Here is a 15,396-nt window from a genome sequence, read left to right on the forward strand (position 1 = left end):
CCCTCACTCGCCCTCCCTCCGCCTCCGACGCTCAGTCGCCCCCCCCCCCCAGCCCGCCCCCCCCCCCCCCCCACTTCCGGCCCCGTCCCGACCTGGGGAGGGGGAGCGAGGGACCTTTGCTTGCGTTGGTTAGCGCGCTAATCGTTGGCATGCTCGGGAGCGTTAGCAAAGGTCCCTTGCTCCCACGTCGTGGACGATCGCGGTCAACTGCGAGGAAGAACACCCCAATCACGCAAGGTGACGAAAAGGGCTTCGGTGAGCTGGTTCGCGGCATCGAGTGACGCGAACTCGCTGGCGTCGACCCAACGGGCGTCGGCGGCATCGTCGCCGGGTTCGAGGGTCCCGCCGATGATCTTGCAGGCGTAGTCGTGGATGTCGTACCGGCCCCTGACCACCGAACCGACACGGGTACGCAGAGTGACGTCGAGGTTGGTTTCTTCCCGCAGCTCGCGCACCAGGGCTTGCTCGTCCGTCTCGCCGGCCTCCACCTTGCCGCCGGGCAGCGTCCACAGTCCCGCGCCCGGCTCGTGCGCGCGCTGGACCAGCAACAACCGGCCCTCGCCGTCGTGCAGGATCGCGCCGACGGAGCGGATCGAACCGCGCGGAGAGTCGTCCATACCGGGCAGCCTAGCCGCGAATCCCCAGCTCCAGGCCGCTTCTGTACACGGAGAGTAGCCGTGCGGTACACTTCCGACGGCCCACTGACCCAAGCGCGGGACTTTCCTCCCGTGTGGGTGTTCAGTGCGGTACAACGTAGAACGTCAGGATTTTGACAGACCGGTTGTCGCCGTAAGAGACGGGATTGATCGCGGTGAACGTGAAAAAGATTGCGATTCTCGCAGGTGTCGCACTTGTGTTGTTCTTCGTGATCGCACAGCCTGGCCAGGCCGCAGGTCTCGTTGGCAACATCATCGACTTCCTCCGCAGCTCTGCCGAATCGGTGATTACCTTCGTCAGCAACGTCTTCAAGGGCTAGCCGGCGGATACCCTCGACGTATGTTCGCCCCACGCGACCCCGACGAGTACCTACTCGACACCGAGCGGCGGGTCATCCGGATCCGCCGGCATTGGGCCGTGCTGACCTGGGACACCTTCGAGGCGGCCGCGTTGCTGGCCATCTGCGTGCTGGTGTCGTATCTGCTGCCGCCGTCGCTGTGGGTGGTGCAGAACATCCTCTGGTACGTCGCCCTGCTCGTCGTCCTCCGCTTCGCCTACGTGGTGATGGAGTGGTGGGTCGAGCGGCTGGTGGTCACCGACAAACGGTTCGTCATGACGACCGGGGTGTTCACCACGAAGGTGCTGATGATGCCGATCAGCAAGGTCACCGACCTCACCTACGAACGCACCTGGAACGGCCGGATGATGGGCTACGGCACGATGATCGTCGAGTCCGCCGGACAGATCCAGGCGCTGAACCGGATCGACTACCTCCCGCGGCCGGAGGAGTTCTACGACACGATCTCCGAACTGGTCTTCGGGGACAAGCAGAAGCAGGCCGAGCGCTTCTCCATGATCAAGGCGCAGCGCGCCGCACGCGGGAAGAAGGCGGTCGGCTGAGCCGATGCGCCCTCAGCGGTAGAGCGTGCTCCGGGCTGGGCTGCCCGGAGTCGCTGTGACGTAGCGCATCGTCGAGAATGGACGCGATGCGCATCGATCTGCACGCCCACTCCACCGCTTCCGACGGTACCGACACCCCGGCCGAGCTGGTCGCGGCCGCCGTGCGGTCCGGTCTCGACGTCGTCGCGATCACCGATCACGACACCACGGCGGGCTGGGCCGAGGCCGCCGCCGCTGTCCCGCCGGGGCTGAAACTCGTGCCGGGCGCGGAACTCTCCACGATCTGGGCCGAGCCGGGGACGGGGCGCGAGATCAGTGTGCACCTGCTGGCCTACCTCTTCGATCCGACGGCGCCCGCGCTGGTCGCCGAGCAGACGCGGCTGCGTGCCGAACGGCGGATGCGGCTGCGGGTGATGGCCGAGCGGATGGCCGCCGACGGCCTCCCGGTCGACGCCGACGAGATCTTCGGGCGGCTGGCCCCCGACGTGCCCGCCGGGCGCCCGCATCTGGCGCAGGCGCTGGTGCGCGCCGGTCTGGTCACCAGTGTCGACCAGGCGTTCGCGGAGTATCTGGGCGCCGGCCGCGGCTACTACCTCGCCCGGCACGACACGCCCGTCGAGGAGGCGATCGACATGATCGCGGCGGCGGGTGGCGTCACGGTCGTCGCGCATCCGTTCGCGCACACCCGGGGCTGGACGATCGACGAGGAGGCGCTGGCGACACTCGCGGCGCGCGGCCTCACCGGCGTCGAGGTCGATCACCCGAACCACGACGACCGTGCCCGCAAGCAGCTCTTCGGGCTCGCGGGGGAGCTGGACCTCGTGCGCACCGGATCGAGCGACTACCACGGCACGAACAAGACGATCGCGCTCGGCCAGGAGACGACCGACCCGATTCAGCTGGAGGATTTGGTGGCGCGAGCGACCGGCGCCGCGGTCGTGGTGGGCTGACACATGAACGTGGCGGCCTTCTTCGACGCGAAGCTGTTCATGAGCGCGACGATCACGTTGATCGTCATCATGGACCCGCCCGGAACGGTGCCGGTGTTCCTGAGTCTCGTCGGCCGCAAGCCGATGGCGGTCCGCGCGCGGGCCGCACGACAGGCGGTGCTCGTCTCGCTGCTGGTGATTTCGCTCTTCGCGGTGGCGGGGCAGGCGATCCTGTCGTACCTCGGCATCGGCATCCCGGCGCTGCAGGGCGCGGGCGGGCTGCTCCTGCTGCTGATCGCGTTGCAACTGCTGACCAGCAAGAGCAATCAGGAACCCGAGGCCGTCGAAGACGTCAACGTCGCGCTCGTCCCGCTGGGCACGCCGCTGCTGGCGGGACCGGGCGCGATCGCCGCGACCATCGTCTTCGTGCGACAGGCCGATGGCCATGTCGGCGCGTACGTCGCGCTGGCACTCGCGATCGTCGCCGTGCACTTCGTGCTCTACACCTGCATGCGTTTCTCCGGCGTGGTCATCCGGCTGATCAAGGAAAGCGGCATCACCCTGCTGGCCAAGATCGCCGGTCTGCTGCTGGCCGCGATCGCCGTCGAACTGGTCGCCAACTCGGTCCGTGGGTTCATCGCGGGCGGCTGAGGCCGGTCACGCACCCGCGCCGGAAAGTGTCGGTGGTGGTGCGTAGCGTGGACACCGGTCGGAGCGAATGGGGTGGCGTGAAAGAGCAACTGGGTTTCGATTTCGGTGTCGAGCAGCCGCAACGGCTGACCAAGGTGTCCCCGGCGCGGCTGGCGACGTTCGAGGACTGTCCCCGCCGCTACCGGATGACGTACCTGGAGCGGCCGGCGCCGCAGCGCACCGGCCCCTGGGCGCACAGCACCCTGGGCGCGGTGGTGCACAACGCGTTGCGGGCGCTGTTCGACCTGCCGGTGGCGAAGCGGACGCCGCAGCGCGCGGTCGCGCTGGTCGCCGAGCACTGGAAGGATGCGGGCTTCGCCGATCAGGAGCAGGCCGCGCGGTACCGCGCGCGGGCGAAGGGCTGGGTCGCCGAGTACGTCGAGGATCACGACGTCAGCGACGATCCGATCGGCCTGGAACGCTGGGTTTCCGCGCCGGTGAGCACCGAAGAAGGCAGCAGCAGGCCGACGATGATCATCGAGGGCAGGGCGGACCGGATCGATCAGCGCGGCGGCGAGCTGGTGATCGTCGACTACAAGACCGGTCGCCGCGAACCCGACGAGTACGAGGCGCGCGCGTCGCAGGCACTGGCGATGTACGCGGTTGCCGCGTCGCGGACATTGCGCATGCCGTGCACCAAGGTCGAGCTGCACCACCTGCCGACGGGAACGGTCGCGGCCGCCGAGCACACCGGGGACAGCCTGCGTCGGCATCTGGAACGCGCCGGGGAGACTGCCGGGGATCTGCGGCTCGCGACGGATACCCTGGACGCGGGCGGAGACGGTGACGTCCTGTTCCCCGCGCGGCCCGACCGGCGTTGTGCGTGGTGCGATTTCCGGCCCAGCTGCGCTGTGGGCCAGGAAGCGGCCCCCGCCGCGCAGCCGTGGGATCTGCTGGCGCCCTGACCCGGCCTTCCCCCGAACCGACCAGGATTGGACAGACGAGAACGTGGCGTCCCCCGACACCGAGGAACTGACGAGCGCGCCGCTGCCCGTCGGCCCGGAGACGGAGTCCCCACGGGCGGAGCCGCCGCCGCGCGACGACGCCGAGGACGCTGGCCTTGCTGCTGCTGGTGGCGACGGCGGCCGTGGCAAGGAATCCGGCCGATGGTGGCGTGGGCTCACCGGCTCGCTCGCGGCCGGGCTCGTGGTACTCGCGCTCGGCGTGCTGGCCGTCGCGGGTGTCTGCCTGTTCACCGGCGCGCCCGGTCCGGCCGTGCCGATGCTGGCCGGCCATCCCGTCGCCGCCCTGCTCGCTGTGCTGGGGCAGCGGGTGGCCGATCGCCGCAACGGGCTCGTTGCCGGTCTCGCGGGCGTCGGCGTCCTGGCCGTCGTCGCCGCCACGCTCATCCTCTTCTGGCTCAACTGACCTCGTCCGGCCCTCTCACCTGGGCAACGAGAGCAGGGGACCTTTGCTCTCGTTTACTGAGCGACGCTAACCAAGTGAGAGCAAAGGTCCCCCGCTCCCGCGCGGCGTGAGTAAAGGTCCCCTGCTCTCGTTCCCGGCGTGGTTGGGCACCCGGGAAAGGCGAGGGAGGGAGCTAGCGCAGGGCGGCGAGGAGGTCGCCGCGTTGTTCCAGCAGCACGGGGCCGAGGGCGGTGAGCCGCACCGGGCCGGTGTAGCCGCGGCGGTCGACGCCGACGGTGCGGATCGTCGAGCCGTTGGCCTCGTTCAGCACGGCGAGGCCGCCCTTGATGGGCACGACCAGCTGGCTCGCGTAGGTGATCCCGGGCCCGCGGGTGCCGTCCAGTGACCAGCGTGGGGCGAGGTCGTCGCGGGACAGGGCGATGGTCTTCGAGCCGGTGAACCAGTACAGGGCCTCGGCCGTCCGGGTGGTCTGCTCGACGCCGCCGGGCGGGTCCTGCGCGAGGTCGCCCGCGGGCAGGTCCAGCGGGTACGCGGTGCGCTGGGTGCCGTCCGGTCCGTAGATGACCAGCAGCTTCTGGTCGGGCAGCGCGACGGCGGCGTAATCGCCGGACATCGCCACCAGCCGTGCCCGCTTCCCGGCGACGACCACGCTGTAGGTGGTCTGCGGCTCGTCCTCGTGCTCGGCTTTCGCCTTGTAGACGGTGAGGCGGTCGGCGGGGTCGCCGGGGCAGCGTTCGATGACGCCGATCTTGCTCGCGGCGGCCGCCACCGTGCCGTACGTGCAGCCGACGCGGGGCTGCTTGTCGTGGTTGACCATGGCCGGGACCTGGCCGTACTCCATGTCCTTGACCAGGTCGTCGCGCCAGGTGTCGAGCAGCTTCTTGCCGGTGGTGGTGACGTGCGAGCCGTCGCTGACCAGCTGCGTGCCGAGTTCGGCGTCGCCGTTGCGCTGCGCGGTGATCCGCCCGGTCGCCGGGTCGAGCTGGGTGACCTCGCTGCAGCCGAGGCTCTTGCTGAACACGGCGTTCACCCGGCCCCACGCCGCCCCGGCGGTGCACAGCGACAGGTTCGTCCGCGTGTAGTGCCAGCGCACCTGCCCGGTCAGCGGATCACGGCCGTCCACGGCGTTGCCGTCCGCGGTGACGACGGTGTTGCTCTCGCCCACCGGCACCGGGGTCGCGCCGCTGCGGGCCTGCCACAGCTCGGTGAGCGACCCGGGCACCGCGGCGGGCGCCTTCGGCAGCGCCGGGGACGGCGCGGCGGTCGAGCGGTCGGTCGCCGCGCTGTCGCTGGTCACCGCCACGACCAGACCGGCGGCCGCGACCACGACGACGATCGCGGCCGCGACCAGCTTGTCCCGGCGGCGATTCCACGGGGAACGCCGCGCCCTGGTGGGTGCCTGGTGCTTCGGAGTGTTCTCGGGCTCGGACGGCGTCAGCACGTCCTCGTCACCGTAGGCGGGCGCCGGGTCGTGCTCCGGCGCGCCGTCCGAGCGCTCGCTCACGAGACCTGGCTCCCCACTGTCGGCGCGGTATCGCGGTCAGTCTGCCGACGCAGGTGTATCAGACGTGTTGGCTGCCGTGGCAGGCTTCCGCCGACGCCGCCGCCGCGCGGGACGTTCGGCGTTCTCGCCGGCGTCCTTCTCCACGGGGCCGGTGGCCTCCGGGTTCGGCTTCGTGCCGCCCCGGGTACGCCGCCGCGAGCGGGCACGCGTGGATTCACCCGACTCGGCGGACACCGTGTCGGTGCCGCCCTCGGCCTTCGCGGAGTCCGCGGCTTCGATCGCCTCGGCCGCGCGAGCGCCGCCCCTGGTCCGCTTGCGCGGGGCGCGGGTGCGCTTGCGCGGAGCGTCCTCCGAGACGGTGTCGCGGCCACGGCCGCGCGGGCCGCGGCGCTTGCCGCCCAGGTCCTCTTCCTCCTCGGCGGCAAGGCCGGCGCGGGTGCGCTTGGCCAGCGGCAGCCTGCCGGTGGTGCCCTCCGGGATGCCCAGGTCGGCGAACAGGTGCGTCGAGGACGAGTACGTCTCCACCGGCTCCGGCATGTCGAGGCCGAGGGTGTCGGAGATCAGCTTCCAGCGCGGCTCCTCGTCCCAGTCGACGAGGGTGACCGCGACACCGGTGCGCCCGGCGCGGCCGGTCCGGCCGATCCGGTGGACGTAGGTCTTCTCGTCCTCCGGGCACTGGTAGTTGATCACGTGCGTGACGTCGTCGATGTCGATGCCGCGGGCGGCGACGTCGGTGGCGACCAGCACGTCGACCTTGCCGGAGCGGAACGCGCGCAGCGCCTGCTCACGGGCGCCCTGGCCGAGGTCGCCGTGCACCGCCGCCGCGGCGAACCCGCGCTCGACCAGGTCGTCGGCCACTTTCTGCGCGGTGCGCTTGGTGCGGCTGAAGATCATCGTGAGGCCGCGGTCGGCCGCCTGCAGGATGCGGGCGATGACCTCGGGCTTGTCCATCGAGTGCGCCCGGTAGACGAACTGCGTGGTGCGTTCGTGGACCGCGCCGGCGTCGTTCTCCTCGGCGCGGATGTGCGTCGGCTGCCGCAGGAACGTCCGCGCCAGGGTGATGATCGGGCCGGGCATGGTCGCCGAGAACAGCATCGTCTGCCGCTCGTCCGGGACCATCCGCAGGATGCGCTCGATGTCGGGCAGGAAGCCGAGGTCGAGCATCTCGTCGGCCTCGTCGAGCACCAGGCCGCGGACCTTGCCCAGCACCAGGTGCTGCTGCTCGGCCAGGTCCAGCAGGCGGCCGGGTGTGCCGATGACGACGTCGACGCCCTTGCGCAGCGCCGCGATCTGCGGCTCGTACGGACGGCCGCCGTAGATGGCCAGCGTGCGGATGCCGAGGTGCTTGCCCGCGCCCTTGAGGTCGTTGGCGACCTGGATGCACAGCTCGCGGGTCGGGACGACGACCAGCACCTGCGGGGTGCCGTCGCCGGGGACCTGCACGCGGTGCAGCAGCGGGACGCCGAAGCCCAGCGTCTTGCCCATGCCGGTGCGGGCCTGGCCGATCAGGTCGTCGCCCGCCATGGCGAGCGGCAGGGTGAGCGCCTGGATCGCGAAGGTGCGCTCGATGCCTGCCTCGCCCAGGGCCTTCACGATCTCCGGCTTGACGCCGAAGGACGCGAAGGTCGGGGCCTCCGGCTCGACCGGGGCGCCCGCCTGCAGCGGATGCGACGTGTCGAGCGCGGCGGGGCCAGTCTCGCTGTGTTCCAGCGCGACCGCGGCGGGCATGTCTTCGGTTGTGGATTTCTGTGCGGTCAGGGTGATCGCCTCTCTCGTGACCAGCGCGCACAGCCCTGAAGTCCGTCCGACACTCGACCATGCGAAACGCGGCTCGCTCCGCGCGTTCGGCGCCGGAGCCGGTCCTGCACGGGAATGCCGCTAGAGGCGTGCACGCACATTTCAGTACGTCGATGAACCCTGGGATTCACCTTTTCCCTGGCGGCTCGAGTGGACGTACCACCCGGCTCGCCGTTCCCGCTCGTGAGAGCGCCCGGCCGCCGGCGGCCTCGGGGCCGCGTCGTGGCGGGGACGCCGCATCGGTGTGCGGAAGTCTAGTCGATATCGCTGTCAGCATACCTGGTCAGCAGTTTTACAACAGTACCCGCCGCGGCGAGCCGACGTGGGATCGGTCTCTTCGCGGCGCCCGGAGCCCCGTCGGCGATACCCTCGTCGCCGTGACCGAGGCCAAACAGATCAGCGAAGGCGTCGTCGACCTCCTCGGCGTGATCGCCTATCTCGAACTTTCCGCGTTCGATCGGATGGCGGAGGACGCGCGCAGCGCCCCGACGCTGGCCGGCCGGGCCAAGCTGGCGGCCATGGCGGCCGCCGAAATCGGTCACTACGACCTGCTGTCGGCGCATCTGTCCGCGCACGGCGTCGCCATCGAAGACGCGATGACGCCGTTCGTGAACCACATCGACGACTGGCACGCCTCGACGCCGCCCAAGTCGTGGCTCGAATCGCTCGTCAAGGCCTACGTCGGGGACGGCCTCGCCGCCGACCTCTACCGCGAGATCGCGCACTGGCTCGACCCGGAGACCAAGGACCTCGTGCTGACCGTGCTGGCCGACACCGGGCATTCGGCGTTCGCCGAGCGCGAAGTCGCCGCCGGGATCGAGGCCGATCCGAAGACGCGGGACAAGCTCGCGCTGTGGGGCAGGCGACTGCTCGGCGAGGCGCTCACGCAGGCCCAGTACGTCGTCGCCGAGCGGGACGGTCTCGCCGAGCTGATCATCAGCGGATCCGGTGACCTGTCGGGAATCGCCGCGTTGTTCCGCCGGTTACAGCAGGGGCATACCAAGCGCATGCAGGCGCTCGGCCTGGGCTGACGCGGTGCGGTACCAGGACTCGGCCGCGTCGTTCCGGGTGGACGCGCGGCACCGCGAGGACGCGGTTCGGTTAGCCTTGCCGGGTATATCCCTTACGAATTTCCAGCGGAGGTCCCACGTGGAGGTCAAGATCGGCATCAAGGACACCCCGCGCGAGCTGGTGGTGTCCAGTGGCCAGTCTCCCGAAGAGGTGGAGAAGCTGGTCGCCGAGGCCCTGACTGCAGGGGACGGGCTCTTCCGCCTCAACGACGAGAAGGGCCGCAAGTACATCGTGCCGTCCGACCGGATCGCCTATGTCGAGATCGCGCCGTCCGACGTGCGCAAGGTCGGCTTCGGCGTCGCGGACTGACGCTCTCGTCACTGTGGCGTCACCGCCTGATCTCAGCTAGCTCTCAGGCTTGATCGTCACCCTCTTCGGAGGGGACGGCGGGGACGAGCCGAGAGAGAAGGTGGACGGCGTCACTGTGGTGCGGACGGTTCCTTCCCGGAACCGGGAATTCCTCGAGCCGGCCGGTCGTGCCCCCCGCGGCGGATCGGCCGGTCGGCTCACCGGCGTGGACGTCGCCCGTGGCCTCGCAGTGCTCGGCATGTACGCGGTGCACATCGGGCCGAACCCCAACGACGGCGGCTTCGCGGTGCTCTTCAAGCCGTTCGAAGGGCATTCGGCGGCGTTGTTCGCCGTGCTCGCCGGAGTGTCCGTCGCGCTGATGTCCGGCGGGACGCGGCCGAAAACGGGCCGCTCCCGGACCCAGGTCGCGCTGCGGCTGGCCACGCGGGCGCCGTTGCTGGTCGCGCTGGGGCTGCTCATCGCCGGGCTGGACACCGGGTACATGGTGATCCTCGCCTACTACGGCGCCAGTTTCCTGCTCGCGATCCCGTGGCTGCGGTTCGGTGCCAGGACGCTCGGCATCGCGGCCGTGGTCACCGCGCTGGTGGCGCCGCTGCTCTCGTTCGTGCTGCGCTCGCAGTTCCGCCCGCGTGACCTGATCTTCTTCGCGCCCGACGTGTCGTGGTCGGACTTCACCTCCAGCGCCGGGCTCATGCACGCCTTCGTGGTGCTGGTGCTGACCGGCACCTTCCCCGCGCTGACGCTGATGGCCTACATCTTCGCCGGGATGGCCATCGGCAGGCTGAACCTCGCCTCGCCGCGGGTCAGCCGCCGGCTGTTCTTCGGCGGGTCGGCGCTGGCGACGGCCGGCTATCTCGGTTCGTGGCTCGCGACCGACGTCCTCGGCGGTATGCGGGCGGTGTACCGCTCACTGGAGCCCGCCGCGACCCAGGCCGGGATGAGCCCGGTGGAGTTCTTCCGTATCAACGACACCTGGATCCACGGCACGCCGCCCACCACGACGTGGGCGTGGGAGCTGGTGCCGACCGGTGCCTCGTACACCCCGTTCGACCTGCTGATCTCGATCGGGATCGCGGCGGCGGTGATCGGCCTGTGCCAGCTGGTGATGCCGTGGCTGGGCCGGGTCCTGTGGCCGCTGGCCGACCTCGGGGGCCGCGTGCTTTCGGCCTACGTTCTGCACTTCGTCGTGATCTGGCTGATCTGGGACGAGCCGGAGAGCGGGCAGGACCTGTTCGGCGTGTGGCACTTCGTCGAGTTCTGCGTGGTCGCGGTCGTCGCCGCGGTGGCATGGCGGAAGTGGATCGGGCGCGGACCGCTCGAGTGGCTGCTGAACAAGCTGTCGAGCTGGCCGAAGTACGTGGTCCCGGTGGGGCGCGTGCCCGAGCCGCGGCGGGCGGAGCAGTAGCGAGGGACCTTTGCTCTCGTTCGTTAGTGTGCTAATCGTTGGCTTGCTCACGGACGTTAGCAAAGGTCCCTTGCTCTATTTCCGCAGGTCAGAGGTATCCTCGCGGCGCTTGTGCTGAAGGACGCCTTTAGTGCGCTGGACGCAGTGAAGGACGCTTTCAGCGCGCTCAACGCACTGAAAGCGTCCTTCAGCACTTCCGGGCAGCGCTCAGGCGTTGAGTTCCGCCAGGCTGGTGGGCACGTGGAAGGGCGGTGTGCTGGTGCCCATGATCCGGTAGCGGCCCCACGGGTCGGGGTCGGAGATCTCACCGGACGCGCTGCGCTCGCCCGCGCGGATCTCGACCGTCTTCTTCTTGCCGCCCGCCAGCTCGGTGAGCTTCTCGTCGGCGGCGATCCGGCCGTACCAGCGGTAGTAGCCGTCGATCGGCTGGAAGTAGCCCCGCAGATCGACCTTCACCGCGAGTTCGGTGCCGTCGACGACCAAGGTGGCCTCGCCGTTGTAGCCGTCTTCGTCGTGCTCGCTCATGTGATCCTCCGTGGGGGTCAGCCGGCGTCGCTGTCGGCTGCGGATTCCTGCTTGGCCCTGCTCATCTGGATGACCTTGTTCGCCTCGAGCGGCACGTTCGGGTCGATGATCACGCCGTGCTGGCGGGTCAGGCCGTCGATCGCGGCCCAGATGATCTGCGTCAGGTACTCGACGACCGAGTCGCGGCCCATGGACTGCCGGTCCAGCCACCATTCACCGGTGTTCTGGACCATGCCGACGATTCCGTACGCCCACGGCTCGGCCGCGCCGGAGTCCATGTTGAACATCCGCATGTAGTCGCCGAGCAGTGCCGACAGCGCGGTCGCGATGAGTTCCTTGTCCTCGGCGACGACGTCGGAGTCGCCCGCCTTCTCCTGCGTCGCGCCGCGTGCGAGCAAGCGGTACAGGTTCGGGTGTTCCTCGATGACGGTGAAGAACGCGTCGAGCGCCATCCGGATGCGCGGGACCGGCGCGAGCTCGGCGTTGATGGCCGGGATCAGGCGTCCCAGCAGGATCTCGGTGCCGCGCTGGCCGAGGGCGACGTAGAGGTCGGCCTTGTCGTCGAAATGCCGGTACAGCACGGGTTTCGTGACGCCCGCTTCGGCGGCGACGTCCTCCATGCCCAGCTCGGGGCCGTGTTTGTCCAGCGCGCGGAGCGCCGCTTCCACGAACTCCGCCCGGCGGGCGATCCGGTGCTTGCGCCAGCGGTCGCGCCGGGCGTCCCCGGTGTCGGCCTCCCCGGCGGGGGCGCGCTTGCTGGAGTGCTTGCTGGAGCGCTTGACACGTTCGATCACGGTCGTCATGCTACCAGAGGTAACTGTTACTAGTGGTTACAGAAACCTGCGTCACGAAAGGGGTGTGTCGCAATGACGCGGACGCTCAAGGATCCCGGCCGCGAAAAGACCGCGGACCGGCTGCTCAAGTCGTCGGCGAACAAGTTCTACGACCCCGAGGTGGACATCGACTGGGATGCGCCACTGGTCGAGGGTAAGCGATACATCCCCGAGGAGCGTTCGTCCCTGTACGGGACCGAAATCTGGGACCGGCTGACCCCGGAACAGCGGATCGAGCTGGGCAAGCACGAGATCGCCAGCGTCGCGACCACCGGGCTGTGGTTCGAGATCCTGCTGATGCAGATGCTGCTCAAGGAGGTCTACGAGCAGGACCCGACGACCTCGCACGCGCAGTTCGCGCTCACCGAGATCGCCGACGAATGCCGGCACTCCACGATGTTCGCGCGGATGTCGGCGCGGCTCGGCGTCCCGACCTACGGCCCGGTGCCGTGGCTGCGCCGCCTCGCCAAGCTGATGCCGACGATCTCCTACGGGCCCGCGCGCTACGGCGCGATCCTGGTCGCCGAGGAGGTCCTCGACCGGCTCCAGCGCGAGCAGATGAACGACGAGGGCATCCAGCCCCTGGTACGGATGGTGAACCGCATCCACGTCCTCGAAGAGGCGCGGCACGTCACGTTCGCCCGCGAAGAGGTCACGCGTGGTATGGCGAAGCTGTCCCGCGGCGAGCGCGTCTACCAGCAGTTCATCATCGCGCTGATCTCGTACTTCGTGACGAGGGCGTTCATCAACCCCAACATCTACAAGGCCATCGGCATCCGTCCGCGCGACGGTGTCGAGGCGGCGCTGAACAACCCGAACTGGCAGAACACGATCGCCTGGGCGGGGGAGAAGATCATGCCGTTCCTCGACGAGTCCGGGCTGGTCGGCGCGCCGGGGATGTACTTCTGGCACAAGTCCTTCCTGCTCCCGGCGGGCCGATGACCACCGCCGAGCGGCTGCGGGACCCGGCCCGCGCGCACCGGTTCGTCACCGGTGACGGCACCGCGCTGCACCTCGAAACGTGCGGACCGGCCGACTCCGCCGCCACCCTCGTCCTCGTGCATGGCTGGACCCAGGACCATCGGACCTGGGACTTCGTGCTGCCGCAGCTGGACCCGGCGATCCGGATCCTGCGCTACGACCTGCGCGGCCACGGCGGATCGGCCCACGCGAAGCCGGGTACGGCACGGATCGAGCGGCTCGCCGACGACCTCGCCGAGCTCATCGCCGACCGGGTGCCGACCGGTCCGCTCGTGCTTGCCGGGCACTCGATGGGCGGGATGACGCTCATGGCGCTCGCCGAGCGGCATCCGGAGCTGGTGTCCTCGCGGGTGGCCGCGGCCGCGTTCGTGGCGACGTCCTCGGGGCAGATGGACCAGCTGACACTCGGGCTGCCCGGCCTCGCCGGGCGCGGGGTGACCCGGCTCGAACCGCGCGTCGCGAAGTTCCTCGCGCGGATGCGGGCGGAGAACTTCCGGCTGTCGGGGAGCATGGTGCGGTCCGCCGCGCGGGTCCTCGTGTTCGGGGACCGGCCGCGCCGCGCGGAGGTCCGCAGCGTGGCCGAGCAGATGTTGTGCGCGCATCCGGCGAGCGTCGGCGAGTTCATCGACGCGATCGCGCGGCACGAGGGCCGGGTCGGGCTCGGCGCGCTGCGGGACATCCCGGTCGCGGTGCTCGCGGGCGAGAAGGACCGGCTGTGCCCGCTGCCGCACGCGAAGGTCATCGCGGATGCCTTGCCGGACGCGGAGTTCGTCCGCTACCCGGGTGCCGGGCACATGCTCCCGCAGGAGCGGGCGGGCGAAGTGGCCTACCGCGTCAATGCCCTGATCCGGTCGGCCGTCCGGACCGGATGACGTGAACGGGCAGGTCCCGGGTCCACAGGGGGATCCGGGACCTTCCCGGTAACGGCGCGTATCGCTAGCGTGATCCTCCGTCTCGTCGGCAGACCTGGGGAGTGATCACGATGCGGCAAAGACCCGCGTTCGGCGTATTCGTCCTGACCTTGGCGCTCGTCCTCGGCGGAGCCCTGCTGGTGGGCCTCGGCCGGGGTACCACCGATCCGGCAGCGGCGGACGCCTTCGACGGCACCGGCCGCGTCGTCGTCCGCGGCGCCTCGATGGTGCTGACCATGGACCCGAAGGCCGGTGAAGGCCCGCTCGGGCAGCTTTCCGACGCCGACGTCCTGCTCGAAGGCGACCGGATCAAGGCCGTCGGCAAGAACCTCGACACCGGCGGCGCGCGCGTCGTGGACGGGCGCGGCAAGATCGTCCTGCCCGGGTTCGTCGACATGCACAACCACCTGTGGCAGTCGCTGATCCGCGGCTGTGCGGGGGACAAGGAACTCAACGGCTGGCTCGGCAAGTGCGTGCTGCCGCTCTACAGCAAGCCGATCACCGAGGCCGACGGCTACGCCGGTGTTCGTCTGTCCACTATGGACGTGATCGGGACCGGGATCACCACGGTCACGGACTGGTCGCACACCTTCAACAAGCCCTTCGCCTGGGGGAATCTCCGCGCGCTCGCCGACTCGAAGATCCGGTTCGTGTTCGCCTACGACGCGGGCTCGGACCCGGCGCTGCAGGACGCCGTCCGCGCGGCGAATCGGGAGTTCATCGAGCCGAACCCGTTGGCGCACCTGCAGGTCGGGTCGCATCCGGCGCTGGACAACTTCGGCAATCTCGACGCGTCGGCCAAGCTCGCGCGCGAACTCGGCGTCCCGCTCAACGTGCATCTGCTGGAGTCCAAGGCGGATCCGGCGACCGGGCAGATGGAGGCGCTGCGCAAGGCGGACGCGCTGCGGCCGGGGCTGGTCGCCGACCACGTCATCCACGCGACCGACGCCGACCTCGACGAACTGGCCAAGGCCGACGTGCGGGTCGCGCACAACCCGTTGTCGAACCAGCGGCTCGCGTCCGGGATCATCCGGCTGCCCGAGATGCACCGGCGCGGGATGAAGGTCGGGCTCGGGCTGGACGGCGGCACGAACGACACCAGCGACATGTTCAACGTCATGCGCGCGGCGGTGAACCTGCAGCGCGCCGTGGCCACCGATCCGTCGGTCTACCCGGTGGTGTCCGACGTGCTGCGGATGGCCACGCTCGGCGGCGCCCAGGCGCTGGGCCTCGACGGTGAGATCGGCTCGCTGACCCCGGGCAAGAAGGCGGACCTGCAGGTGATCGACGCCCAGCAGGTCAACTTCGCGCCGCGGGTCGACTGGGTCAACCAGGTCGTCTACAACACCCAGCCCGCGAACGTGCAGTGGGTGTTCGTCGACGGAAAGGCGCTCAAGCGCGACGGCCGGGGGGGGGGGGGCGCCCCCCCCCCCCCGGGGCGCGCCCCCCCCCCCCCCCGCCGGCCCGCGCCGAAGCGGGGCGCGCGCGCGGGTGGGTGAGGGGGGGGTGGGTGGGG

The 15,396-nt window shown here is 70.0% G+C and carries 17 protein-coding genes; 12 read left to right on the forward strand and 5 right to left on the reverse strand.

Annotation, left to right across the window (positions count from 1 at the left end; genetic code table 11):
• Positions 1–203: 203 nt before the first annotated feature.
• Positions 204–617, reverse strand: coding sequence for an NUDIX hydrolase (locus ACFWY9_RS39625; RefSeq protein WP_378341298.1), 414 nt, complete (start codon positions 615–617; stop codon positions 204–206).
• Between the two features lie 185 nt (positions 618–802).
• Here ACFWY9_RS39625 and ACFWY9_RS39630 point away from each other — a divergent pair, with 185 nt between their 5' ends.
• From ACFWY9_RS39630 to ACFWY9_RS39655, 6 genes are all read left to right on the forward strand, one after another.
• Positions 803–976, forward strand: a complete 174-nt coding sequence (locus ACFWY9_RS39630) for a hypothetical protein (protein WP_378331450.1) — start codon at positions 803–805, stop codon at positions 974–976.
• A 20-nt stretch (positions 977–996) separates the two neighbouring features.
• On the forward strand, positions 997–1,557 hold the full coding sequence (locus ACFWY9_RS39635) for a PH domain-containing protein (RefSeq protein WP_378331449.1): 561 nt from the start codon (positions 997–999) through the stop codon (positions 1,555–1,557).
• Between the two features lie 86 nt (positions 1,558–1,643).
• A complete protein-coding gene (locus ACFWY9_RS39640) occupies positions 1,644–2,507 on the forward strand; it encodes a PHP domain-containing protein (protein ID WP_378331448.1) in 864 nt (287 codons plus the stop codon).
• A 3-nt stretch (positions 2,508–2,510) separates the two neighbouring features.
• Complete coding sequence (locus tag ACFWY9_RS39645; protein WP_378331447.1) at positions 2,511–3,137, forward strand: MarC family protein; 627 nt, start codon at positions 2,511–2,513, stop codon at positions 3,135–3,137.
• A 77-nt stretch (positions 3,138–3,214) separates the two neighbouring features.
• Positions 3,215–4,081 (forward strand): RecB family exonuclease, encoded by an 867-nt coding sequence (locus ACFWY9_RS39650; RefSeq protein WP_378331457.1) that lies wholly within the window; start codon positions 3,215–3,217, stop codon positions 4,079–4,081.
• Between the two features lie 43 nt (positions 4,082–4,124).
• Positions 4,125–4,544 (forward strand): hypothetical protein, encoded by a 420-nt coding sequence (locus ACFWY9_RS39655; protein WP_378331446.1) that lies wholly within the window; start codon positions 4,125–4,127, stop codon positions 4,542–4,544.
• Between the two features lie 172 nt (positions 4,545–4,716).
• Here ACFWY9_RS39655 and ACFWY9_RS39660 read toward each other — a convergent pair whose 3' ends face one another.
• Entirely contained in the window at positions 4,717–6,048 is a 1,332-nt protein-coding gene (locus tag ACFWY9_RS39660; RefSeq protein WP_378331445.1) for a hypothetical protein, read from the reverse strand.
• Positions 6,049–6,084: 36 nt separating this feature from the next.
• Positions 6,085–7,776: a DEAD/DEAH box helicase gene (locus tag ACFWY9_RS39665; RefSeq protein WP_378331444.1), complete on the reverse strand. Its 1,692-nt coding sequence runs from the start codon at positions 7,774–7,776 to the stop codon at positions 6,085–6,087.
• A gap of 446 nt (positions 7,777–8,222) precedes the next feature.
• Between ACFWY9_RS39665 and ACFWY9_RS39670 the strand changes: the two genes are divergently transcribed.
• From ACFWY9_RS39670 to ACFWY9_RS39680, 3 genes are all read left to right on the forward strand, one after another.
• Positions 8,223–8,876, forward strand: a complete 654-nt coding sequence (locus tag ACFWY9_RS39670; RefSeq protein ID WP_378331443.1) for a ferritin-like fold-containing protein — start codon at positions 8,223–8,225, stop codon at positions 8,874–8,876.
• Positions 8,877–8,994: 118 nt separating this feature from the next.
• Positions 8,995–9,225, forward strand: coding sequence for a DUF3107 domain-containing protein (locus ACFWY9_RS39675; RefSeq protein WP_378331442.1), 231 nt, complete (start codon positions 8,995–8,997; stop codon positions 9,223–9,225).
• Between the two features lie 205 nt (positions 9,226–9,430).
• A complete protein-coding gene (locus ACFWY9_RS39680) occupies positions 9,431–10,630 on the forward strand; it encodes a DUF418 domain-containing protein (protein WP_378341299.1) in 1,200 nt (399 codons plus the stop codon).
• Between the two features lie 207 nt (positions 10,631–10,837).
• On the opposite strand, the gene ACFWY9_RS39685 is transcribed toward ACFWY9_RS39680, so the two are convergent.
• Together ACFWY9_RS39685 and ACFWY9_RS39690 are read right to left on the reverse strand one after the other, a co-directional pair.
• Positions 10,838–11,155 (reverse strand): DUF4873 domain-containing protein, encoded by a 318-nt coding sequence (locus tag ACFWY9_RS39685; protein WP_378331440.1) that lies wholly within the window; start codon positions 11,153–11,155, stop codon positions 10,838–10,840.
• A 17-nt stretch (positions 11,156–11,172) separates the two neighbouring features.
• Positions 11,173–11,958, reverse strand: a complete 786-nt coding sequence (locus ACFWY9_RS39690) for a TetR/AcrR family transcriptional regulator (protein ID WP_378331439.1) — start codon at positions 11,956–11,958, stop codon at positions 11,173–11,175.
• Positions 11,959–12,021: 63 nt separating this feature from the next.
• Between ACFWY9_RS39690 and ACFWY9_RS39695 the strand changes: the two genes are divergently transcribed.
• The 3 genes from ACFWY9_RS39695 (at position 12,022) to ACFWY9_RS39705 (ending at position 15,379) form a co-directional block, all read left to right on the forward strand.
• Positions 12,022–12,930, forward strand: a complete 909-nt coding sequence (locus ACFWY9_RS39695) for a diiron oxygenase (protein ID WP_378331438.1) — start codon at positions 12,022–12,024, stop codon at positions 12,928–12,930.
• Complete coding sequence (locus ACFWY9_RS39700; protein WP_378331437.1) at positions 12,927–13,841, forward strand: alpha/beta fold hydrolase; 915 nt, start codon at positions 12,927–12,929, stop codon at positions 13,839–13,841. The genes ACFWY9_RS39695 and ACFWY9_RS39700 overlap by 4 nt, the downstream gene beginning before the upstream one ends.
• Before the next feature lie 110 nt (positions 13,842–13,951).
• Complete coding sequence (locus tag ACFWY9_RS39705; protein ID WP_378341300.1) at positions 13,952–15,379, forward strand: amidohydrolase family protein; 1,428 nt, start codon at positions 13,952–13,954, stop codon at positions 15,377–15,379.
• The last annotated feature ends 17 nt before the right edge of the window (positions 15,380–15,396 follow it).

Origin of the sequence: Amycolatopsis sp. NPDC059027 (assembly GCF_042739735.1) — a bacterium.
Classification (GTDB): Bacteria; Actinomycetota; Actinomycetes; order Mycobacteriales; family Pseudonocardiaceae; genus Amycolatopsis.